Below are 24,531 nucleotides of genomic sequence, written 5' to 3'. Positions count from 1 at the left end.
AATATAATCCGAACTTGAGATACTATAAATCTTTATAAAAAAATACATCAAAAACATACTATACAATCTAAAAAGACAGAGAAGATCGTCATTAATACGGTTAAAAATAAAAATCCCTATAAAACACATTTATAGGGATCATTTATGACGATTGATTATGGAAATAAATTTATTATAATCCTTCTAAAAATCCTTGATACGCAGGTTTTTTATCAAAGGAAGCATCAAATAGTAAAGGCCACTCCGGTCTACCATTATTTTCGGGAATTAGCCAAGTATCATCATCTTTTAAACCCCAAACTGTTATTGCATATTTTTTGTTCTGCGGAATTGCATTAAAAATCTCAACTACTTCTCGCACTCTTTGTCTTTGTGCCTGAGATCTTTCTTCTGTCAATCCTGTTAAATCATTTGCGGCATTAACCTTTACATCCAATTCTGCAAAATGCACCAATACATCCTTTGCTACTAATTCATCCGTAGCTTCTTGTATCTGCTCTCTACTAGGGAAATTATAATCTATATGCATCTGATAACCCACACCATCTATAAGATTATTTGCTAACAAGTCATCTACCAACACTAGTACTTTTCCTCTTTTTGTGCCGTCAAAGGTCATGTTATAATCGTTATAAAACAATTTTACATTGGAGTCAGCAGCTCTGGCAAAAGCAAAACATTTTTCTACATAATCATCTCCCATTCGCTGTAAGAATAAGGTATTTCTCCATTGAGTACCCGCATCATCATCTATAGCTTCATTTACAACATCCCAAGAATTAATTTTACCTTGATATCTTGTAAATACATCAGTAATATATCGTTCTATTAAATCTTCGAATTCCTGATCCGTACCACTAAAATTCTCTAAGGCTTCTGGAATACTTCTATGCCATATCAGGGTATGTCCATGCACATTCAGATTATTAGCCTCTGCGTAAGCTACTAGCGCGTCAATTTTACTCCAATCATAAATGATATTTCCCGAACCATCTATACCTGTAAAAATAGAAGCCATTTTCATATCATTTTCGGCAGTAATACTGCTAAATTCTCTTGTATAAAGGTCATCATAGGCAGTTATATTAGTTCTAGCTTCAGATACTGCAACTCCAACAAAGAAATTATTCTCCGTAGCAGATTTTAAGGTTATATCATCCGGAAACTCCTCATTGGTCTCTACACTGATAGTATTTGAGTTTTCGGAAACAACATCATTTACTATAGCCCTTACCCTATAGTAATATTGGGTATTTAAGGATAAACCTGATATATCTTGAAATAACTGATTTACTGCTAAACTTTCATATCCTTGTACAAAAGATCCAAAATTAGGATCGGTTGCTACATCTAACTCATATCCACTTGCCAAAAACACATTGCTCCAATTAGCAGTAAAACTCGTAAAATTAATTTCAGACGCATCTTGTGCAACCGGTGGGATTGCTGAAAAACTTACTGTATTATCATCATCAGAACAAGCTATAAGGTTCATCAACGTAATAAAAAACAAGGCGTAAATGACCTTACTATATACTTTTTCTATTTTCATTGTAATTATTTTATAGAATACATATCCAGAGGAGTAAAACCAATCGAATTAGATGAAATTCCTCTGGATATGCATTATTATTATTTTTTGAAAAGGGCTTAATCAAGCTCTAACACCTCTAGTTTCAGATTATCATATCTATAACCTGATGGTACTACTCCGGTATCACCTTCGTGACTTATTTGCATTCTTACCGCTACAAGTGTAGCTGGGTTTGGGTCACCCATACTTTGATTGTTAACATCAAAGCCGAATCCAAAATCAGATAGTTTTAATCTTAATGTTTGCCATCCTGATCCTGTTAAAGGAACTTTAAAAATCCAGTTATCTGTAGTTGCATCTTTTAAGATAAACTCCATAACAGTCCCCGGATAATCATCTCCATTAATATCAAGAAGAATAAATGCATTCTCCGAATCAGTTGAAGTAGTAACAGGAGCTACTTCTTGATGACCACTTCCTGTAAAACCATCTGTACCTGTATCATCCCAAACAATTTCTGCTCCACCACTACCATCTACACCAAGACCGTTACTAACTTGGAAGATATTATCTCCATAAGAAAACCAATCTGCATTATAATCATTATTAATATTTGGTATTCCATTTCCATCAAAATCACTAAATAAAATCTGAACAATACCTCCAACAATAGGTAAATCTTTAGAAACCATTCCTCCAGCCGTAACTACAGTAAAAATTGTGGTTTCGGTCTTTCCTTCAGGAAAAGTAAACAGAATTTCCTGTGGAGAAACTACGGTAAAATCTCCTACTGATTCTCCATCAACAAGTACATCTTCTACGTTAAAAAACCAGTTGCCGAATGCTCTCATCTCGATACCCCCTTCTCCTTTTGATGGAGAAAATGTATCTGCTACTGTTAAGGTAGGACCTGGTTGCTTAATCGTAAATTCTGTAGAAACAGATTCTCCATATAGGTTCGTAAAGGTTACTGTTTGATTTCCAAAACGACTTCCTTGATCCACATCAAATGGAACATTAAAAAATAATGCTACATTAGAATTTAATGTGGAATTAAAAAAGGTGTTTACAGTTCCATCAAAAATAATTTCTTTCATATCATTAAGACCTGTACCTTCTACTCTAACTAATTCTTCAGGAAACCCTTCATTAATAGCAGGTTCATCACCAAGTGATACTATATTTACTATTTCTGGATCTCCAAACTGAAGTCCATTTTCGTTATCATCATTACAAGATGATATACATACCAATAAGCTAATTACTGAGCACAAAACAAGCAACTTCTTGATATACATCATTTCTTTATTTTTTTTCATCATTACTTATTTATTAGTCATTAATTACATAATCTACTGCAGGACTAGCTATATCTATAAATGATAACTCTGCAGATGGTATCGGTAATAAAAAGTCATCATCATCAATACTATCCACAAAAAACGATTCTACATTAAACGGAACCAATGTATTTACCGTTCCTCTATCCTGACCTCTAATAATAGATTTTGCTGTCTCCCTATCCATTCTTACTAAATCCAACCAGAATTTACCTGCTTCAAAAGCAAATTCTATTCTCCTTTCATCTGTAAGAGACTGTCTTGTGATCATTCCTTTTTCGGATAATCCTGCTCTTCTTCTTATTTGATTAAATGCATCTACTGCTGCTGCATCTCCAGTGGAATCGGCATCACCCATTATTGCCTCGGCATAGATCAATAGCACATCTGCATATCTCATTAATTGGGTACTCATATCTGTTCTCATAAAGAACACATTTGGATGTTCCTCCAATGATCCTACTACATATTTTCTATATCTTAATCTGGTTGAAGAATCATCTCCATTTTCTGGGAACGTCCATCCGCCTTCACTAGTTAACAACTCAGGATAGAATCTTCCAGGCTCACAAATAATCCATTGTCTACGTAAATCTTCTTCTCCTGCATCAGTAACATTATCAAAGGAGAGAAATAAATCAATACTTGGAGATACAGAACCAAATGAACCATCATTGCCAATCACATCATCACTAGCAATAAGATATGCTTGGTTGGTATTCTGAATACCCCATAATCCATTAATTGATGTCCAAACCCATCGATAGATACCTTCACCATTTACACTTGCTGAGGGATTTATAAACTGATCTTGATAATTAGCTTGTAAACTATGTATCCCACTATCTATAACCAACTGGGCATAATCTCTAGCCTTATCATATTCTTTACGTGTTAAATACATTTCTGCTAGGTACGACCAAGCGGCTGTTTTTCCAACTCGTATACCACCAGCCGTTCCATCAGGCAATAACTCTGCAGCTTTTTGTAAATCACTTTCTATAAAATCATAAATACTAGAAACTGTATTTAGCGGATATAGGGTTGAAGTATCTGAAGTTACCTCATCGATTACTGGAATTTCTCCCCAAAGGCGTACTAAATAAAAATAGGAAAAAGCACGCACAAATCGAGCTTCACCTTCTACTTGATTTCTTACATCTTCAGAAATTTCATCATTTAACGGTTGACTAACCACTTTTAATAATTGATTTGCATCCGCAATTCCTTTATAAAAACCTTCCCAACCTTCTAGTAATACTCCATTATTTACTCCAACGGAAAACAATCTCCAAGGAGCATCTGATTCAAAACCAATAGAGTTACCCGCTAACATATCCAATGAATACATAAACTTATCATTCGTTGTAAAAAAGGATTGCCCATACAAGGAATTAGCTCCAGCCAATAATTGTTCATCCGTTTGATAAAAATTATCTTCAGTAATAGAATCAACAACCTCTATTTCTAAAAAATCTTCACCACAAGATGAGAGAAAGGTCAATACAATAGCATATGTAAAAATTCTCTTTATACTTTTCATACTAAACATATTATTTTCTTTTTCAAGTTAAAATTGTACATTAAGTCCAAGTGTCATTGTTCTTGGGACAGGATATCTTCCAAAATCTATACCTTTAAATAAAGCACTTTGATTAAGTGATCCTACTTCAGGATCATATCCTGAGTAGTTCGTAAATGTGTATAAATTTTGTATTGTTGTATACACTCTTATCTGATCAAAAAACTTAATTTTTTCTCCAAAAGTGCCTTTAGGTAATGTACATCCCAAAGTAACACTCTGAATTCTTAGGTAAGAACCATCTTCTATAAATCTATCGGATACTCTAATATTTCCGTTTTTATCTCCATCAGAGTATCTTGGTAAACTTCCATCAGTATTCGTAGCACTATATCTATCAATTACAGAAGTAGCTTGATTTGCATTAAATCGGTTAACTCCTTCAATATAGGTACGGGTGTAATTATAAATGTCATTTCCATAAGTTCCTTGTAAGAACACTGATAAATCAAACATTCCATATCGGAAATTATTGGTCATACTAAAAGTGAAATCTGGATGTGGATTTCCAATAAATGTTCTATCGTTGTCATCAATTACACCATCTCCATTTAAATCTTTAAATCTAACATCACCTAACCAAGTTCCTGTAGCTTCATCTACAGAGCTTTCTGCAGGAATAGCAGCAGGTTCAGTACCTGTCAATTCATCAATATCTCTAAATAGCCCATCCGTTACAAAACCATAGAACATTCCGATAGGTTGTCCTACTTCTGACCGTGTTAGATTCGCAATAATTTCCTCATCTTGTAATGTTCCAATGATAGCATCATTATCACCTGATAATTCGGTAATCTCATTACGATATAAACTAAATACAATATTGGTATCCCAACTGAATTTTTCATTCGTAATGTTCTTTGTATTTAAGGTAACATCAATACCATCATTGATCATTTCACCAAAATTTTCAACAGGTGCATTAACTCCTATAAAAGATAAAGTATTCAAACTACCTAAGAAACCTGGTATAGGTCTGGTAGCTAAGAAATCTTTGGATGTTTTTCTATATACATCTACATCCAATCTAATATTGTTATCCAAGAAGCCAAGTTCTACTCCTAGGTTTGGAGAGATTAAAGATTCCCATGCAACATTAGGGTTATTAAAATTAGCTAGGCTAAATCCACTTCCAAGTGCCGTATTTTGATTTCTAAGAAAGCTCAGATATAGAAAATTATTTATATCCTGGTTTCCACTAGTTCCATATCCAGCTCGTATTTTAAAATAACTCCAAGCGCTAGAAATACTCTCCATAAAAGGTTCATCACTTACTACCCATGCTGCAGATACTGATGGGAATAACCCCCATCTATTATTAGGTCCAAATTTTGAAGAACCATCATATCGTAAGGATGCTGAAAATAAATATTTTGAATTATAATCATAATTAATTCTACCAAAATATGATAAGAGAGAAGCTGCACCTTCAAATGATTCAGATAAAGATGTCTCAGCATCTCCTGTATTTAAACCAGGAACATCATTACTAGGAAAATTAGATCTTTGTCCAGACAATCCTTGAAATTCTGTTTTCTGAGCTTCTGTTCCTAATAAAATATCGAAATTATGATTTCCAATACTAGGAGTATAGGTTAAATAATTTTTGAATAGATAATACAATCCTTCATTAGCTGCTCTAAAAGAGGAATTTAAACGATTAGAAAGTGATCCAAAATCATATGTAGGGAAAAAACTTTGCGTTTTAGCTGTATTATAGTCATACCCTAAATCTGTTCTAAACTTAAGATTATTCGCTAATTTAAGATCTAAATAAATATTCCCATTCATTTTAAACCTTTCTAGTGTACTGTTTCTTATTTCCGAAGCGGCTACTGGGTTCAATGCCCCTGTGTTACCTAAACCATTTTCTGGAGAACCAAAGGTTCCATCAGGGTTTCTAACAGGTACGTTAGGAGTCTGTCTTAATGCATTGATAATGGTACCGTTTCTAGAATCATTTAATCCTATTTGCTCTAATGAACTACTTAGGTTTATGTTGTGCCCAAATTTGATCCAATCATTATACTTGTAGTCTAAATTTAATCGTAATCCAAACCTTCTAAGACCAGAATTGATTACGATACCTTCTTGATCAAAATAATTAGCTGAAGCATAGAATTTTGTTTTCTCTTTTCCTCCAGAAATTGATAATTGATGGTTCGTTATTGGAGCAGCTCTAAAAATAGCTCTTTGCCAGTTTGTTCCGTCTCCTAAAATATTTGGATTCTCAAACTGAGGAGCTGATGGTAAATTAGTAGAAGGACTCTGTCTTACTTCATTTGAGTATGCCGCAAATTCTCTTAGGTTCATCATATCCAATAACTTAGGAACTGTCTGAATACCTGCATATGTCTCATAGCTTATCTTCGCTTTTCCGGCCTTTCCTCTTTTTGTAGTAATCAAAACCACTCCATTAGAGGATTGTGCTCCATATATCGCCGCAGCGGAAGCATCTTTTAAAACTGTTATGGATTCGATATCATTAGGATTCAATGCAGAAAGAGGGCTTATTGCAGTTTGTCCGCCAGTTCCTCCAAAACGTGAAAAGTTAAAAGAATCACTCTCTGAATTCTGAACGTTTACTCCATCAATAATATATAATGGCTCATTGGATCCTGTTACCGATGTAGTACCACGTATCCTTACAGAAACTGCTCCTCCTGGTCTACCTGTGCTTCGAGTCACAGTAACCCCAGATACTAATCCTTGAATCCCCTGGTCAATATTAGTAACAACTTGTTTTTCTAAAACATCTCCACTAATAGTGGATATGGCGGATGTAAGATCCTTTTTTCTACTTTGTCCATATCCAATAACCACAACTTGTTCTAAATCTGTGGCTTCAGGAATCATTACGACATTAATTTGTCCTGAGTCAATAACAATTTTTTCTATCGTTTGCATTCCAACATAGGAAAAAACTATAATATCTCCTTTCGATACTCCTTGTAATTCGTAATTACCGTCAAAGTCGGTTAAAGCACCATTGGTAGTACCTTTTACTAAAACGGTAACGCCTGGTAATGGCAAATTAGATTTATCTGTAACTGTTCCACTGACATTATCTTCTTGCGAAAAAACATGCTGTGTTCCAATTAAAATAAATGCAATAATTGCTAGTTTAAGTCTTATCATATGACATTGTTTTTATGTAGTTAAGTTTAAAGTGCTTGATAGCTACTTTTGTTTCCCATTAATTAGTACTTCTTGTCCCTTACAACTGTTTAGATATACCAATTAATCAAGGCTTCATTTTTATAAATTAATCAAGTGCTATTTTTTTATTCAAATGTTTATTAGTTGCAGTATCTGAGTCATTATTTTCGTTAGGTTGTTTTCCGCCTACATAAATTTGAACTGCTCCTGACGCTTTTTGTTCTTTTCCCGCTGAATTAATCACAGCATATTGTTTTGGAGTAACCGTAAAGCTTACTTTTTTTGTCTCTCCAACTTCTAAGTTGATTCTTTTAAATCCAATTAAAGAGTGTTTTGGTCCGTCTGTATATTCTTTTTTATCGTGGGATATATAAAGCTGAACAACTTCATCACCTTTCATATCTCCAGTATTTTTAATTTGTACTGTTACAGGAATATTTTCATCTGTTTTTATAGCATCTGGTGCTTCTAATTTTGAGTACTCGAAAGTGGTATATGATAATCCATGTCCAAATTCATATAAAGGATCTCCTTTAAAATATTTATATGTTCGATTGGTCATATCATAAGATTTAAAATCTGGAAGATCATCAACCGATTTGTAAAACGTAACAGGTAATCTACCTGCTGGATTATAATCTCCAAAAAGAACATCGGCAATTGCTCTCCCTCCAAATTCTCCTGGATACCAAGCTTCAAGAATTGCTGGGATGTTTTCATCCGCCCAATTTATAGCAAGGGCACTCCCGTTCATCAATACTAATATTGTTGGTTTACCTAACGCCTGTACTTCTTTTAATAAAGTAACTTGGGATTGTGGTAACGAAATTTCTGATCTATCTCCTTTATCAAAACCTTCTAAAACTACTGGCATTTCTTCACCTTCTATATCTGGGGATAATCCTAAACACAGTACTACAACTTCTGATTTCTTAACTGCTTCTATTGCTGGAGACAATAAGTCTTCATCTAATTTGGACCAAAGTAATTGAGCTTGTGGATCTGTATGATAATTGTAATATTTAATTTTAATATCATAAGATTTACCTGCTTCAAGCCTCATATCTAAATACTTCATCTTTGGTTCGTGATCATCTTTAAAATCAACTCTTAAAGAATCATCCACATATAACTTACCAGCGCTACTTGCTCTTAATCCAATACGATATGAACCGCTTTCTTTTGGAATGATTTTTCCTGTCCATCTAACAGAAAAACTATCCGAAGTATTAATTTCGATAGGCTTTTTTGAAACCCATAAAAAATCAACAATACTATCATTTCTTGTTAATTTTGGTTTTCCTTTCCACTCCTCGTTATCAAAATATTCTCCTTTTAATCCAACATTATCTCCATTTCGCAATACAGAAGATGGTATTGGTTGTAATAACGGCCATCCTTTTGCTATGTGACTTCCTTTTGCGTAGTTTACCTTAGTGTTTGGTAATTTTTCCTTTATTGCTTTTAGTGGTGTAATATTATTAAGCGGAGTACCGTGATAATTTCCTAATAAGACTTGTTTAGCATTGGCATTGGGTCCTATTACTGCAATGGATTTTAGATCTTTTCTTAATGGAAGTAGTTTACCTTCATTTTTTAATAAGACCATTGATTCCTTAGCGGTTTTCTCAGATAATTTATAATGAGCATCACTACATACTACATCATAAGATATTTTGGACCATGACACCATTTCTTCAGGATCAAACATACCTAGTTTAAATCGTGCTTCCATCAATCTAGATAACGCTCGATCAACCTTATCTTCATCTACTAACCCTTTAAGGACAGCATCTCCTAAGTTTGGATCATATACATCTCCACAATTTAAATCCGTACCTCTACTTACTGCTAATGCTGAAGCCTCAGCAGGGGTTTCGACTAATTCATGCTTATTTGGTTCCCAAAAATCATTGATCGCCCAACAATCTGAAACCACATAACCATCAAACCCCCACTCTTTACGAAGTATATCATTTAGTAACAAATTACTTCCGCAACAAGCTTCATCTCTGTATCTATTATATGCACACATTACTGATTGTACATTAGCTTCTTTAATAGCTGCTTCAAAAGCTGGTAAATACGTTTCTTTTAAATCTTTATCTGATGTATGATAATTATCCTCGTGCCTTGATTTTTCTGGTCCACTATGTACTGCAAAATGTTTGGCAGTAGCTACCACTTTAAGGTATTTTGGATCATCACCTTGTAGTCCTTTTATAAAATTTACTCCCATTCTGCCGGTCAAATAAGGATCTTCTCCATAAGTTTCTTGACCTCTTCCCCATCTAGGGTCTCTAAAAATATTAATATTAGGAGTCCAAAAAGTTAATCCTTGATATATCCCTCTTTTATCTTCTTTAATAAAACGATGATGTTTTGCTCTAGCTTCATCAGAAATAACGGTACCTACATCAAATAATAATGGTGCATTCCAAGTAGCTCCCATACCGATTGCCTGGGGAAATACTGTAGCTTCACCTGCTCTTGCCACACCATGTAAACACTCATTCCACCAATTATACGCTGGAACTCCTAAGCGTTCGATAGCGGGCGCATCATATCTCATTTGAGATACTTTTTCTGAAAGTGTCATATGACTTATTAAATCAGTCACTCTTTCATTAATAGACAATTTAGGATCTTTAAATTTATATGCTGTTTCCTTTTTTGTTTCGCACCCTATACTCAACTGAAGAATAATTGAGATGATAATTAAACTACTAATTCTTAAAGGTTTTTTTAATCTATTTTTAGATTCTCTTCTTATCATTGTTATGTTTTAAAGCTGGTTTTTTTATGAAATCATGTCAAGTATAAAAACAAACAATCCGAGCACTACGATAATTAAAAATATCTCGCTCAAAATTTTAATATTTGAATATTTCTTGTTCACTATATTTAACTAATTCACAATTTTTTAACAATTTATGTATGCGATTAAAAAAAGGATGCAACGGATAAAGCATATAATAAAACATTTGTTGCATTCGAGCATTGAAAGGGGTTAATTGCAACAATTTAGCCAATGGGAGCAACAAGAATAACAGAGGAAATGGTTAGAAAGGAGACTAATTGCAAGCATTGCAATTTTTAATTCTATTTATTACTATATCAATAATAAATACGGCATTACATTAATAAGATCTAAAAACACATCCCTAATCAAGGTTAAAGAAGGATTGGTTTTATAGGTACTTTTTTTCTATTATGACTCTATAAAGTATATTGTTTACATACTTTGAGTAATCTTCTCATAAATATGTTTAGTTAATTTCTAAAAAAGGGTGGAATTATGTTTAATCAAGCAAGTTTTTTATGCTATTATATACATCAGACTATTCATTTATTGGTACTTCTGTAGGTAGGATTCCAAACTGAGTTTTAAAACATTTCGTAAAATAAGATGGAGAGGAAAACCCTACCTTGTAACAAACCTCACTAACATTAGTAGAACCACTTTCTAAAATCTGTTTTGCTTTTTGAAGTCTAATATTTCTCAAAAACTGATTGGCTGTTTGCCCTGTTAATGTTTTTATCTTTCTATAAAACTGACTTCTACTAAGGTGGAGCTCTGAGGATAATGATTCTACGCTAAGATTAGGGTCGCTTAAATTCTCATAAATATGATTTAATACTTTTTGTATAAACTCTTTATCTAGAGATGTATTGTTTTCATTGATTTGGGCATCACTAACATCACTAAAATACTTATTAAAAACTATCTGTCTTATCGTAAGCATCTGCGTTAAATATGATTTTAACACTCTCATATCGAAAGGCTTATTTAAATACACATCTGCTCCTGATTCTATTCCTCTTAATCGATCATCTGCCATGGTTTTTGCTGTGAGCATTAAAATAGGAATATGACTAGTCTTTATATCTTTCTTAATATTTGAGCAAAACTCGAAGCCGTCCATTTCTGGCATAATTACATCTGTAATGATGATATCTGGCACTTCTTTTTTGGCTAATTCAAGACCTTCGGTACCATTTTTTGCATCAAAGACTCTATAATTATTACTTAATTCTCTTTTTAAATAGTTTCGTAATTCTGTATTATCTTCGACGATTAATAACCTATTAGTTTTTTGTTCTTCTTCTATTTTATTTTCTAAATTCTTATTATGAACATTCCCTATAAATTTTGTCTTTAAGAGAATATCAGAAGTTTTATCGGTAATAACAATTTCATCTTCACTAAAATGTTTCTTCCCTAATGGTAAAATCACTGAAAACGTGGTTCCTTGATTTACAATACTATCAACAGTTACTTTTCCTTTATGAAGTTCTACAAAACTTCTTACTACCTCTAAACCTATTCCTGTGCCACCATAATATGACTTATTTAGATTATCCACTTGATAAAACCGCTCGAATATTTTTTCTAATTGTTCTTTTTTTAGTCCAGGACCAGTATCTGATACACTTATTTCGAATGACTCTGATATGGCATCTTGATGAGTTTTTTCTCCCTCTTTTATCGCAACACTAATAGTAATCGTTCCTCCTTCTGGAGTAACTTTAAATGCGTTTGATAATAAATTAAAAATTATTTTCTCCAACATTCCTATATCGACCCATACTTTTAATTCAGGAACCTCATGTATTATATTTAAATCTATCTTTTTATTTGAAGCTTCGATCACAAAATAACTGACTACATCCTGAACAAAATTAATGATATCAAGTTCTATCGCTTTTACACTTAACTTGTTAAACTCAAGCTTTCTATAATCCATCAATTCATTAATTAACCGATATAATCTATCTGTATTTTTATGAATTATTAAGTGTTTTTCATTTACTTCGTTAGGAAGATTTAACCCTTCATTTTTAAGAATATCCTCTAATGGATTAATTATAAGAGTTAGTGGTGTACGGAATTCATGAGATATATTCGTAAAGAATTGTAACTTTTTATTGTGCAGCTCTTCTTCTTTAATTCTTTTTTCTCTTTCGTATTTTATTAATTGTTTCTCCTTAATTCTATTTTGAGTTAACTTATTCAAAAGGTATATCCCGAATAGTAATAATAGAACATAAGATAACAATGCCCAATTTGTTTTCCACCAAGGTGGTAATATCTCGATTTGTAAATGCAATGGAGTTTCATCCCATTTACCATCATTATTGGCTACCTTTAATTTAAAAGTATAATTTCCGGGATCTAAGTTGGTATATGTAGCACTTCTTGTATTTTCTACATAATTCCAAGAATCTTCTAACCCTTCTAGATAATATGCATATTGATTCTTCTCAGAACGTGTGTAGTTAATACCTGTATAATCAATTGTAAAAACAGATTGTTCATTGCTCAAAGAAATACCATCAGTTTCAGAAATTACTTTGCTTAGAGGAGAATCTTCATGATTAGGGTATACCTTTTTATTAAAAATTTTAAAATCGGTTAAATATAAATTAGTAGAACTATTATTGGTTTTAATATTTTTAGGATTAAAATAATCTATACCTTCATAATTACCGAAATATATACTTCCTTGATTATCTCTAAATGTAGCATTAAAGTTAAAATCATTTGATAATAAACCGTCATTAAAATTATAATCTATAATATTTCCTTTTTCAAGGTCTAACTTATGGATACCTACATTACCACTTATCCAAATGTTATTATCTTCATCTTCAATTATAGCAGATACATTTTCATCTTTTAGCTCATACAACTCGTTATACCAAACAAAACTATTGTTATTAGGATCATATCGACACAAACCTGATCCTCTAGTACCAATCCATATAGATCCATCAGTAGCTTCATAAATTGATAATATATGATTAGTATTAGATTCATTTTGATATTTACTATTCATTTTATCTCTTAGAAACTCGACAGAGAATTGACCAGTATTATTTTGTGTTACTTTATATAATCCATTAGCAGCTCCTATCCATAAGTTATTTTTAGAATCTATTAGTATCTTCCGAATATCACTAGTATGGATACCATAATTAGAAAATTCCTTTGAATTATGATGCACGAAATCATTAGTAGCGGGGTTATAGGAAATCACTCCACTAAAAAAAGTACCTATCCAAATAATACCATTAGCATCTTCTGCAAAACTTAATATACTATTAGAGGCTAGTGCACCATCCGTATTTTCTATTGTATAATTAATGAATTGTTTTGTTCCTTTTTTAAGAAAAAATATGCCTCCATTCCAACTTCCTGCCCATACATTTTCTTTACTATCTATAAATATGGTTTGAATATCATATGCAGTTAGGTTTGAGAATTCCTTATTACTATTTTTATTAATATGAATAAACTTCTGATCATCTCTACTATATACATCTATTCCTCCTCCATCCATACTAATCCATAGTAATCCTGAACTATCTTGAACAATGCCAGTAACAGATCCTGCCTCTAAAGAATTAGGATTACTCGCTAGACTTTCTATGTTTTTAAATTTATCATATAACTTATCATATACTGCGATACCTTTATTATAATATCCCATCCATATCCTCTCATTACTATCTAAAAATAAAGACCATATAGAGTTAGATCGAATACTATTCTCATTATTTTTATCAAAAAGATAATTTTTTATTAGATTACCATCCTCTTCAATATGAAATAGCCCATCATTTTCAGTTCCAAATATTACGGATCCATCCGCATTAGCAATCATTGACAATACTCGTTTTGTAGTAAAAGGAAAGTTATTAATCTCGTAAATAGCATTAGAGGATTTCTTTATTCTATAGATACCATCGGATATGGTCCCTAACCATATATTGTTGTTATTATCAATCAATAAAGATTTGATAGGAACTGCTACAGATTGCTTTTCTTTTTCGGTATTAAAAACAGAAAGACTTAATGTATTTGTACTAGGATTATATATTCTCAACCCATGATTAGTTGCTGCATATATATTTCCTTGCTGATCTTTTTCAAGATCATTTATATCTAGTAGATCTTTTTTATCATCAATATCAAGATTAACAATCTGTTTTATTATTCCTGTGTCCGGATTCAATGTAAGTAAGCCTCTTTCAAAAGTGCCTACAATAATATTACCTATTGAATCTTCGAGTATACTACCAACCGCAATATTGATTTGATTAAAATCTTTTATTTGAGATACAATATCAATTCTCTTAAATTGATCCATTTCTCGATCATAAAGATCTAATCCATTTTCTGTACCAATCCAAAACCGATTCTTCTTATCAACAAACGAACTATAAATAAAATTACTACTAAGAGAAGTAGTATCCTTTAATTCATGTTTATAAGAAACATAGTCAATTCCATCATATCTATGTAAACCTGCCCCACTTGTTCCAATCCAAATAAAACCGTTATGATCTTGAACGATTACAGGTACGGCTATTTTTGAAATACCATTCCCAATATTAACAAAATTGAAGTCATTGGATTTTTGTTGTGTCCAAACGTAATTTAGACAACAACAAAAAAACAATATACACGCTATAAAACTTTTACTATTCATCATTTTATATTCCAGCACTTAGGAATAAATATAGCATGTTTTATCATACTTAATCAATTTTTAATCTGGTTAAGGTAAAAGAACAAGATTTTATTGAAGTACTATCAACCCGTAAAATAAGTTAATATAGAAACTACTACTACTACCAATAATACTGATAAAACGATATCAGTAGGCGTATAACTATTTTTAGTTGCTTCTTTCTGTTCTGCGGACAATGTTCCAAATGCTAGGCCTTTAATAGTAGTATAATCTGGAGCAGTTGTAACTAAACTAGTAACTATACAAACTATTACCGAAAAGATAAACATAAAAATAGCCATATGCGCAAAATTGATCGTAGCAAATTGATATGCTAAACCTGACAAATCATCTTTTACAATTTCTGCTGTTATTCTAAAAGCAGCTATCAAAAGACCAGAAAACAAGGTTACAATTGCAGCTTTAGAATTTACTCTTTTCCAGATTATTCCTAGTATAAATACTGCTGTAATTGGTGGTGCGATATATGATTGTACACTTTGCAAATATTGATATAAGACACCTCCTCCAATTTTGTTCATAATAGGAATCCATATTATTCCTAAGACCACTACCAATGCTGTTGCTACTCTTCCTATATTTAGTAACTTTTTCTCCGGAGTGGTAGGTTTTAATTTTTTGTAGATGTCTATTGTAAATATTGTAGAACAAGAATTAAATACTGATGCTAAAGAGCTCATTAACGCCGCCATTAATCCACCTGCAACTAGTCCTTTAAGTCCTGTAGGCAATAAGGTTTTGACTAATACTGGAAATACCTCATCTGCTTTATCATACGTTAAAACACCTTGTTTTGCTAAGGCAAAAGCAATAATACCTGGAATCAGAAAAATAAAAATTGGTAAAATCTTAAGGTACGCTCCAAAAATAGCTCCACGTCTACCTATTTTTATATTATTAGCTGCTAATGTTCGCTGAACAATATATTGATCTGTACACCAGTACCAAATACCAACAATAGTTCCTCCAAATAATAATCCGGTCCAAGGAAAATCTGGATCCGACATCGGTCTCCACATATTAAAATGATCCGAACCTACTGTGGTTCGAAGGTTTTCCCAACCACCAACTTCTTGTAATCCTAAATACGTAATAATTAACGAACCTGCAATTAAAACCACGGTTTGTAAAGTTTCTGTATAAATCACTGCTTTCATACCTCCAACTATAGTATATGCCCCAGTAAAAACTACAATACCAATTGCACCATACCAAAAAGGTATTCCTAACAGTTCAGAAACTACAATTCCTCCTGCATATATAGTTACTGACACTTTAGTTATTACATATCCAACTAACGAGAAAATCGATAAAAACCATCTTGATCTACTATCAAATCTTTTTTCTAAAAACTCGGGCATAGTAAACACTTTACTCCGCATATAAAAAGGTAAAAATAACCAACCTAATAATAATACGATCCAAGCGTGTAGTTCATAATGCGCCATCGGCATTCCTGATTCTGCTCCTGTACCAGCCAAACCGACTACATGTTCGGATCCAATATTAGAAGCAAAAATTGATGCTCCAATCACAAACCAACCAACATTACGTCCAGCCAAAAAATAATCTGCTGTATCCTTATTTCTTTGTAATATCACCCAGATAGCTACCCCAATAAGTGCTAAAAAATAAACACCTAATACTACCCAATCTAATTGTTCTAAGACTGATTCCATAAATCCTTTTTGGTTAAATATTTTTTTATTATCTAATTTTAAATGATCCTCTGATCTACTATGTTACTGCAGAAAACATTTGCAAACCTATGAACGATTAGCAATTTTCAAAAACATCGTTTGACAAATCGTTTAATTTTTACTTAAAATTTTAAGTAAAAACCAAAACTATTATGAGACTCAGCAATTAAATGGAAGATTTGAAGCGAATACTATAAATTATGATGCGTAGAAAACTATATTTATTTAAGTATTTCGAATTTTATTTTTTTTTGACAGTGATTCGGTAATAAAAAAGAAAAAGAATGATTGAAAACTCAAAAGGATTATATCCGTTAAAAAGATCAATTGGCATATTTTGATAGCATTAAACTTTATTTCTACATATGCGAAAACCTTGATCTGGACCGATTCCATCTGCTTCAAAGTAACCTCTATCATCATTTTTACAATGCAATTCTAGGCCTATCCAACCACCACCTCTTTGCGAACGAAAATGTCCACGAGGTATTCCATCATCCTCATACCAATCATCACACCATTCTCTAACATTTCCTGTTAGATCATACAAGCCGAGTTCATTCGGTTTTTTAGAAGTCACTGGATGTGTTCTGCAATGATTTTGTTCTAAAAGTCGATAATCCCATTTTTCTATTAAGATAGTATCCCCACTATTTCTCCAATACCAAGCTATTTCTTCTACAATATCATCACCGCTATATGAATAATTTTTACTTAATTGACCTCCTCCTGCGGCATATTCCCATTCGATTTCTGTAGGAAGACGATATCCATTGGCTTTAGGGTTTTTCTTAACTAGCCACTTTATACTATCGAACTCAGATTTATTAAATTCATCAACGGAGTCCTTATAAATTTTATAATAAGGTAGTAATCCTTCTTTAATACTTTTTTTGATACAAAACTCCACACAATCATACCAGCTTACCATTTCTACAGGTAAACTATCTCCTTTAAATCTGGATGGATTATTTGTCATAATATCCTTCCATTCCTTTTGTGTAACTTCACTTTTACCTATGTAGAAATCATTAACAATAACATTTTTACCGTATAGATTTGATTTTATATTTACAAATGCTCCTCCTTTTATTAAAATCAAGTTATCCTCCATACGGTTTTTAGAATCCTTTGAAACACACGAATAGAGTAATACTAAAACTCCTAAAACAAAATAGAATAAAATCTTCTGCATAAAAATGTCAAAAATTAATAAAAAATGGTTTTAAATGATTATTACATTTAGATATAACAAAACATAAGACCATAGTATATTATGGTCTTATATCCTGTTCTTTTATGTACTTATTACCATATACTAGCATTGATTTTTCCCCATCCACCGGTGTACGACTCAATACCAAAGACCTGATAATCGAAATTTCTTAGGTTACCCCATTGAGGTTTATGGCCACCATACGCATTCCAATGATTAATATGTGCTTGCATATGAACCTGCTGATTAGAACCCGTAGGCGCATTTCCATGTTCGCTTATATATTGATAAAAAGTTTTAGTTCCTAAAATCGAAGGAGCATTGGATCTTAGTTGTTTCTTAAATTTATAATTCTTGCCATTTACAGTATAATTCTTATTCTGATTTTGACCTGTAATACTTCCTTTTTCTACAACATAATATTCTATCAAGGGTGTTTGAGTCCAACCGTACACTCCTACAAAATTATATGAACCTTGTAATAATCCAATATTATAATTTATTCTTCTACCATTACCTGTTGACCATCCTTTTCCTCCAACAATATCTTGATTGTTTTTGTATTCAATTTCAAAATTTCCACCATATTGATTTGCATAAGGAAATCTTAATCTACCCCAACCACCTTCTTTATAAATAGTCCAAAAATAACCTTGATTATATCCATCGGTGCGATTGTCACTAATATAACCATTACTATCAATCGATTTCTGCTCGATTTCTAAGTCTTCTAAGATACTAGCCTGCCCTAAATCATCGGAACAACTAGTAAAGAACAGCAGACAAAATGTTGAAATGCTTAAAAATGTTTTCATAATTACGTGTTTTTAAATTAGAATGATTCAAAAAATCATATTCATTAAGAATACGAATGAATTTGTGTTAAAAATTTAGTTAATACTCAAAATTATAATTCATTATAAAAACAATTGATAATTCAATCCGTTTTAAATTAAATTCTACGAAAACTTTTCGTTGAACTCTAAAAAACTGACAATCAAATAATTAAATTATCTCCTTTTACTGGTATAAAATCAACTTTATGAAAAAACAATATTTTTAGATTCTTTCTTAGAAAAACAAAACAATCGGAATACTTATAAGTGGCTTAAAAAAGAGAGTTCTAAAATATTTGAAGCAATCTTTGCAAATTTTGTTGCAATTAGAATTACACTCTATGGTAAATTAAATTATTAAGATTACTTTACGATTAAGGTTGATTTACTTAGTTTTTGCGAATAATTTATTAAAATTCAATATAAAGTTTTGATAACTCAAAATAAGCTACTAATAACTGTTGCTTAGCCAAAAACAGTCTTTAAAACTAATATGAAAAAAAAGAGAATTACATTAAAAGATATTGCTAAAGAATTCAATGTGTCTATCGCTACAGTTTCTAAAGCACTAAATGATAGTTATGAAATTAGTAATAGAACTAAATCTATGATTCAGGAATATGCTAATGAACTACAATATAAATCGAATCAAAGTAATTTTACTTACGAAAAACAAAAAAACACCAAAACTATAGGGGTAATTATACCCAATATGCTTAATCACTTTTTTACCAAAGTTTTTGTTGGTATCGAAAAGATAGCAACAGAAAAAGGATATAATCTAATCACCTGTATCTCTAATGAATCTCGCGAGAAAGAAGTTACTGCCATGGAACTCTTAAAAAATTCGGATTTAGATGGATTCATATTATCAATCGCAGAAGAGACTCAAATAAAAAAAGATTTTAATCATTTTAAAAATGCGATAAATCAAGGGATTCCCATTGTTATGATTGATAGAGTTACTGACGAAATCGAATGTGATAAAGTTATCGTAAATGATGAAGAAGGGGCATTTAATGCTGTTAATTATTTCATTAAAACAGGCTGTAGAAATATTGTTATCGTTTCTAATATACATCAACTTAGTGTGGGAAAACATCGATTAGAAGGGTACAAGAGAGCCCTTATAGAAGCTAATATTCCTATTGATGAAGATTTAATACTTAAGGTCGATGAATTTAATGACATAGATACCTTACTAAAAATAGTTCTTGATGCTAAAAAAGTAGATGCCATTTTATGTTTAGAAGAAGATTCTGCAATTAGCACGCTTAAAATGGCACTATATAAAGGGTATAAAGTGCCAGAAGATATTTCTATTATTGGTTTTACCAATGGTGTTCTTCCTCGTCATGTAACACCAGCTATAACCACAGTAAGTCAGCATAGTACTTATCTAGGAGAAGCTGCTGCAAAAATACTTATAGACAAAATAGAAAATGAAAATATCGAAACATCATATACAACCAAAGTAATAAAAACAAACCTCATAGAAAGAGATTCTACAAAACGCCTACACTAATAGGGTAGGAGCACTCGTTTTCTTTAAACAACAGAAAACTTAAAAACACTTTTATTCTCATAGTGTTTCCCTGCTTTTAGCAACGAAGAGGGAAAGTGTTTATGATTAGGTGCATCAGGATAATTCTGAGTTTCGAAACAAATAGCAGGAAAACGATCATATTTTACCTGATCTTTAAAATTCCAATCCGGAAAATTTTCTGGTGTAAAAATTACAACAGCTGGTTGGTTTGTCTTTACTTCCATTTTTAAACCACTTACTGAGGACTCTAAGCTGATTCTATTATGGCTACTTTTGTTCATATTAAAAATAAAAGTATCATCGATATGACCTGAATTTATTAATCTTCGCAAAGAGGTTGAAGTTAAGAAATCGAATTTGGTTCCTGTTACAGATTTTGTTTTTCCCGTTGGTAATTGTTTAGTATCAACTTCTAAATATTCTGGGCAATCTAATAATAATGTATGGTCTAAAATATCCCCTGAACCATTCAGGTTAAAATAAGCGTGATTGGTGAGATTTACCACAGTATCAATATCAGAAACAGCTTTATAAGTAATCGTTAAATCATTATCTTCTGACAAATGATATATTGCTTTTACCTTTAAATTTCCTGGATATCCTTCTTCCAGATGCCGACTGTTATAAGAAAAGATAGCCGTATTAGTATCATGGTTAATCGAATCTACCCTCCAAATTTTTTTATCAAAGCCTTCGTATCCACCATGTAAATGAACTCCATTATTTTGATGTATTTCGTATTTATTACCGTCAAGTTCAAAACCTCCGTTACTAATTCTACCTGCATACCTTCCTATTGAGGCCCCCAAAAACTTAGCACTTGGATGATAAGATACTTCTTTATATTCATTTACAGTCTCTAGCCCCAAAACTACATTAACCAATTTGTTTTCTTTATTAGGAATCTCTAAACTTACAATTGATGCTCCATAATTAGTGAGTTTTAATTTACCTCCATTGGTATTCTGCAATGTAATAGCAGCAAAAGTTGTATCCTTTGCGGCATCCCATGTTTTTTGAGTCATAATAATTTATGGTGTTATAATCTTAAGGCTACTATGAACTGACTAAATATACTGATTAATAATATTTTCGAATAATTCTTGTTTACCACTTTGCAAAGAAAGTTCACCATTATTTGTAGCTATTTCATACAGGTCTTTTAATTGCAATGACCCACTTTCAAATTCTTTACCTTTTCCTGTATCGAATGAATTATAACGTTGCTGTCTTAATTTTTCATAGGAAGACGAAGTAATAATCTTGTCTGCTGTAATTAGAGCTCTGGCAAAAACATCTGCTCCCCCAATATGTGCTAAAAACACATCTTCCATATCTGTAGAATTTCGTCTTATTTTTGCATCAAAGTTAACGCCTCCACCTTGAAGTCCTCCTGCCTTTAAGAACACCAACATAGCTTCTGTAGTTTCTAAAATACTATTAGGAAACTGATCAGTATCCCATCCATTTTGATAATCACCTCTATTAGCATCTATACTACCTAACATACCTGCACTTGCTGCTACTTCTAATTCATGCTGAAAAGTATGCTGTGCCAACGTAGCATGATTTACTTCTATATTAATCTTGAAATCTTTGTCCAGTCCGTGTTCTTTTAAAAATCCAATTGACGTAGCTGTATCAAAATCATATTGATGTTTTGTTGGTTCCATTGGTTTTGGCTCGATAAAAAATGTTCCTTTAAAACCTTGTGCTCTAGCATAATCTCTTGATATTGTTAAAAACCGAGCCAAATGTTCTAATTCTCTCTTCATATCTGTATTAAGCAAAGACATATAACCTTCTCTACCACCCCAAAAAACATAGTTTTCTCCGTCTAATGCTATTGTAGCGTCTAAAGCTAATTTAACCTGAGCTCCAGCTCTAGCCAGTACATTAAAATCAGGATTTGTGGCAGCTCCATTCATGTATCTTGGATTCGAAAAACAATTCGCTGTACCCCATAATAATTTGATACCTGATTCTTTCTTTTTTTCTTTTATATACTCTGTGATTGTAGCCAATCTTTTTTCTGACTCAGCAAATGTTGGAGCCTCTTGTACCAAATCAAAATCATGAAAACAAAAATAATCAAACCCCATCTTACTAATAAACTCAAATGCCGCATCTGCTTTATCTTTTGCTGCCTGAATAGGGTCTGACGACTTATCCCAAGAAAAATTCTGAGTTCCCCAACCAAATGGATCAGCACCTTGACCACAGAAAGTATGCCAATACGCAATAGCAAATTTAAAATGCTCTCTTAACGTTTTTCCTGCTACAATCCTTTCTGGATCATAATATTTAAATGCTAATGGATTGTCAGATTCTTTTCCTTCAAATTTAATTTCACCAATCCCTTTAAAGTATTCTTGGTTTCCTAGTACAATCATTTTTTATCTATTAAAATTCTATTAAGTTCTTTTTTCCAATTTTGATATGCCAACTGATAATCCTCTTTATTCTGAAGAGGATGATAGGTCATTACTTTATCATTTTTAGTAATCATACCTCCAATATCTTCGAATGTTCCTTTTGCCCATCCTGCTGCTCTTGCTGCACCTACTGCGCCAGTAGTGTTATAAATTTCAATTTCTTGGTCGATTAAAGTAGAAACGGTATTAGAAAATATTTCTGACCTGAATAAATTATCATTTCCAGCTCGTATTACTTCTATATTGGCACCATCTTTTCTTAAAATCTCCATACCGTAAACAAAAGAAAATGCTATTCCTTCTAAAGCTGCTCTGCATATATGGGATCTCGTATGTTTATTTAAATTGATATTACAGATCTGGGTTCCTATTGTTTTATTATCAAACATTCTTTCTGCTCCATTTCCAAAAGGTATTAATTGTAGATTATCAGATCCAACAGGTATTTTTGAAGCAAGTGAATTCATAGTTTGATATGAGCTTGTCTCCAGATTAAGGTTGTTTTTTAACCATCTATATTGAATACCTGCTCCATTCACGCACAACAATTTACCGATTACAGGTTTTTGTTCACTGTAATTAACGTGAGCAAAATTATTATACTTTACAGGTTCTTTACCTGATAAATTATCGGTTACAGCATAAATTACTCCAGATGTACCTCCAGTAAGCGCCACCTCTCCTGGATTAAAAACATTAAGAGAAAGTGCATTGTTAGGTTGATCACCTGCTCTATAAAAAATGGGGGTTCCTACATTTAAACCACTTTCTTCTGCTCCTTTACTACTAAGTTCTCCTTGATTAGAAAACGTATCAACAATATCTGGAATAAGACTTGTATCAATATCATAGTATTCTAACAACCATTTTGCAGGTTCTTGTTTTTTGTAATCCCATAAAATTCCCTCAGAAAGTCCTGATTTTGTAGTGTTAATTTGGTTAGTGAACCTATATGCAATATAATCTCCTGGTAGCATAAATTTATATGCTTTTTTATAAATATCCGGTTCATTATCTCGCACCCATTTTAGCTTGGATGCAGTAAAATTTGCAGGAGAATTAAGAAGGTTTTTTTTACATTTTTCTTCTCCTAATTCTTTAAAAGCTTTATTTCCGATCTGAACCGCTCTACTATCGCACCAAATAATAGAATTTCGTAATAGTTCGCCATTGGCATCTATCAAAACAAGTCCATGCATCTGATAAGATATACCAATCCCTAGAACTAACTCTGAAGCAACTGCATTTTCCTTTAATAACCGCTTACAAGCTTTACAAACGTTCTCCCACCAAAAATTAGGATTTTGTTCTGCCCAATCACTATTTACAGAGATAATGTCCATCTCATTTTTGGGTTCATTTATTGAGGCTATACTCTTACCGTTTTCTGCATCAATAAGTGCAGCTTTAACTGATGAACTTCCTATATCGAATCCTATATAATACATGTAACATTTTCGTTATTGGATATAAAAATCTAAAATCTATATTGATTAGGATGAATAAATTATGGATATAAACGAAAACTTGTAGCTAAATTTTCGTAAAAACAATAAATAGAACAACAGCTACCTTTGTAAAAAAGAACCAATTAATACAGATATATTGCCAAAAAGGTTCTAGCCACTATTTGTGAAGGATTAAG

General features: G+C 32.1%; 13 protein-coding genes. 1 reads left to right on the top strand and 12 read right to left on the bottom strand.

What is annotated here, in order from left to right:
- Positions 1-172 precede the first annotated feature (172 nt).
- The 9 genes from NMK29_RS21590 to NMK29_RS21550 form a co-directional block, all read right to left on the bottom strand.
- Positions 173-1,552, bottom strand: a complete 1,380-nt coding sequence (locus tag NMK29_RS21590) for an endo-1,4-beta-xylanase (protein ID WP_108804706.1) — start codon at positions 1,550-1,552, stop codon at positions 173-175.
- Positions 1,553-1,650: 98 nt separating this feature from the next.
- Positions 1,651-2,853, bottom strand: a complete 1,203-nt coding sequence (locus NMK29_RS21585) for a hypothetical protein (RefSeq protein ID WP_108804705.1) — start codon at positions 2,851-2,853, stop codon at positions 1,651-1,653.
- 13 nt (positions 2,854-2,866) lie between these two features.
- Positions 2,867-4,417: a RagB/SusD family nutrient uptake outer membrane protein gene (locus tag NMK29_RS21580; protein WP_159092309.1), complete on the bottom strand. Its 1,551-nt coding sequence runs from the start codon at positions 4,415-4,417 to the stop codon at positions 2,867-2,869.
- 27 nt (positions 4,418-4,444) lie between these two features.
- The gene (locus tag NMK29_RS21575; RefSeq protein ID WP_108804703.1) at positions 4,445-7,594 is read right to left on the bottom strand and encodes a TonB-dependent receptor; all 3,150 of its coding nucleotides are present in this window, start codon (positions 7,592-7,594) and stop codon (positions 4,445-4,447) included.
- A gap of 127 nt (positions 7,595-7,721) precedes the next feature.
- A complete protein-coding gene (locus tag NMK29_RS21570; protein ID WP_108804702.1) occupies positions 7,722-10,391 on the bottom strand; it encodes a glycoside hydrolase family 3 protein in 2,670 nt (889 codons plus the stop codon).
- 565 nt (positions 10,392-10,956) lie between these two features.
- Complete coding sequence (locus NMK29_RS21565; RefSeq protein WP_234424312.1) at positions 10,957-15,111, bottom strand: hybrid sensor histidine kinase/response regulator transcription factor; 4,155 nt, start codon at positions 15,109-15,111, stop codon at positions 10,957-10,959.
- Between the two features lie 104 nt (positions 15,112-15,215).
- Complete coding sequence (locus tag NMK29_RS21560) at positions 15,216-16,832, bottom strand: sodium:solute symporter (protein WP_108804700.1); 1,617 nt, start codon at positions 16,830-16,832, stop codon at positions 15,216-15,218.
- 367 nt (positions 16,833-17,199) lie between these two features.
- Positions 17,200-18,048, bottom strand: a complete 849-nt coding sequence (locus tag NMK29_RS21555; protein WP_108804699.1) for a formylglycine-generating enzyme family protein — start codon at positions 18,046-18,048, stop codon at positions 17,200-17,202.
- Between the two features lie 113 nt (positions 18,049-18,161).
- Positions 18,162-18,884, bottom strand: a complete 723-nt coding sequence (locus NMK29_RS21550; protein WP_108804698.1) for a glycoside hydrolase family 11 protein — start codon at positions 18,882-18,884, stop codon at positions 18,162-18,164.
- A gap of 514 nt (positions 18,885-19,398) precedes the next feature.
- Here NMK29_RS21550 and NMK29_RS21545 point away from each other — a divergent pair.
- Positions 19,399-20,430, top strand: coding sequence for a LacI family DNA-binding transcriptional regulator (locus tag NMK29_RS21545; protein ID WP_108804697.1), 1,032 nt, complete (start codon positions 19,399-19,401; stop codon positions 20,428-20,430).
- Positions 20,431-20,453: 23 nt separating this feature from the next.
- On the opposite strand, the gene NMK29_RS21540 is transcribed toward NMK29_RS21545, so the two are convergent.
- The 3 genes from NMK29_RS21540 to NMK29_RS21530 are packed head-to-tail and all read right to left on the bottom strand — an operon-like array spanning position 20,454 to position 24,334.
- Positions 20,454-21,476: an aldose epimerase family protein gene (locus tag NMK29_RS21540; RefSeq protein ID WP_108804696.1), complete on the bottom strand. Its 1,023-nt coding sequence runs from the start codon at positions 21,474-21,476 to the stop codon at positions 20,454-20,456.
- A gap of 42 nt (positions 21,477-21,518) precedes the next feature.
- Complete coding sequence (gene xylA / locus NMK29_RS21535) at positions 21,519-22,844, bottom strand: xylose isomerase (protein WP_108804695.1); 1,326 nt, start codon at positions 22,842-22,844, stop codon at positions 21,519-21,521.
- The gene (locus NMK29_RS21530) at positions 22,841-24,334 is read right to left on the bottom strand and encodes a xylulokinase (RefSeq protein WP_108804694.1); all 1,494 of its coding nucleotides are present in this window, start codon (positions 24,332-24,334) and stop codon (positions 22,841-22,843) included. Before NMK29_RS21530 ends, xylA begins: the two co-directional genes overlap by 4 nt.
- Positions 24,335-24,531: the final 197 nt, after the last annotated feature.

This window comes from Aquimarina sp. Aq107 (assembly GCF_943733665.1).
Taxonomy (GTDB): domain Bacteria; phylum Bacteroidota; class Bacteroidia; order Flavobacteriales; family Flavobacteriaceae; genus Aquimarina.
Note: the sequence above shows the minus strand (reverse complement) of the source record. Positions and strands in the feature narration are given on the sequence as shown.

What these genes read in the sequence shown, in the direction of transcription:
- NMK29_RS21560 (WP_108804700.1), bottom strand. Translation starts at nt 16,832, where the DNA reads ATGGAATCAGTCTTAGAACAATTAGATTGGGTAGTATTAGGTGTTTAT.
- NMK29_RS21565 (WP_234424312.1), bottom strand. Translation starts at nt 15,111, where the DNA reads ATGAATAGTAAAAGTTTTATAGCGTGTATATTGTTTTTTTGTTGTTGT.
- NMK29_RS21570 (WP_108804702.1), bottom strand. Translation starts at nt 10,391, where the DNA reads ATGATAAGAAGAGAATCTAAAAATAGATTAAAAAAACCTTTAAGAATT.
- NMK29_RS21540 (WP_108804696.1), bottom strand. Translation starts at nt 21,476, where the DNA reads ATGACTCAAAAAACATGGGATGCCGCAAAGGATACAACTTTTGCTGCT.
- NMK29_RS21575 (WP_108804703.1), bottom strand. Translation starts at nt 7,594, where the DNA reads ATGATAAGACTTAAACTAGCAATTATTGCATTTATTTTAATTGGAACA.
- NMK29_RS21545 (WP_108804697.1), top strand. Translation starts at nt 19,399, where the DNA reads ATGAAAAAAAAGAGAATTACATTAAAAGATATTGCTAAAGAATTCAAT.
- NMK29_RS21585 (WP_108804705.1), bottom strand. Translation starts at nt 2,853, where the DNA reads ATGAAAAAAAATAAAGAAATGATGTATATCAAGAAGTTGCTTGTTTTG.
- NMK29_RS21580 (WP_159092309.1), bottom strand. Translation starts at nt 4,417, where the DNA reads ATGAAAAGTATAAAGAGAATTTTTACATATGCTATTGTATTGACCTTT.
- NMK29_RS21530 (WP_108804694.1), bottom strand. Translation starts at nt 24,334, where the DNA reads ATGTATTATATAGGATTCGATATAGGAAGTTCATCAGTTAAAGCTGCA.
- xylA (WP_108804695.1), bottom strand. Translation starts at nt 22,844, where the DNA reads ATGATTGTACTAGGAAACCAAGAATACTTTAAAGGGATTGGTGAAATT.
- NMK29_RS21555 (WP_108804699.1), bottom strand. Translation starts at nt 18,048, where the DNA reads ATGCAGAAGATTTTATTCTATTTTGTTTTAGGAGTTTTAGTATTACTC.
- NMK29_RS21550 (WP_108804698.1), bottom strand. Translation starts at nt 18,884, where the DNA reads ATGAAAACATTTTTAAGCATTTCAACATTTTGTCTGCTGTTCTTTACT.
- NMK29_RS21590 (WP_108804706.1), bottom strand. Translation starts at nt 1,552, where the DNA reads ATGAAAATAGAAAAAGTATATAGTAAGGTCATTTACGCCTTGTTTTTT.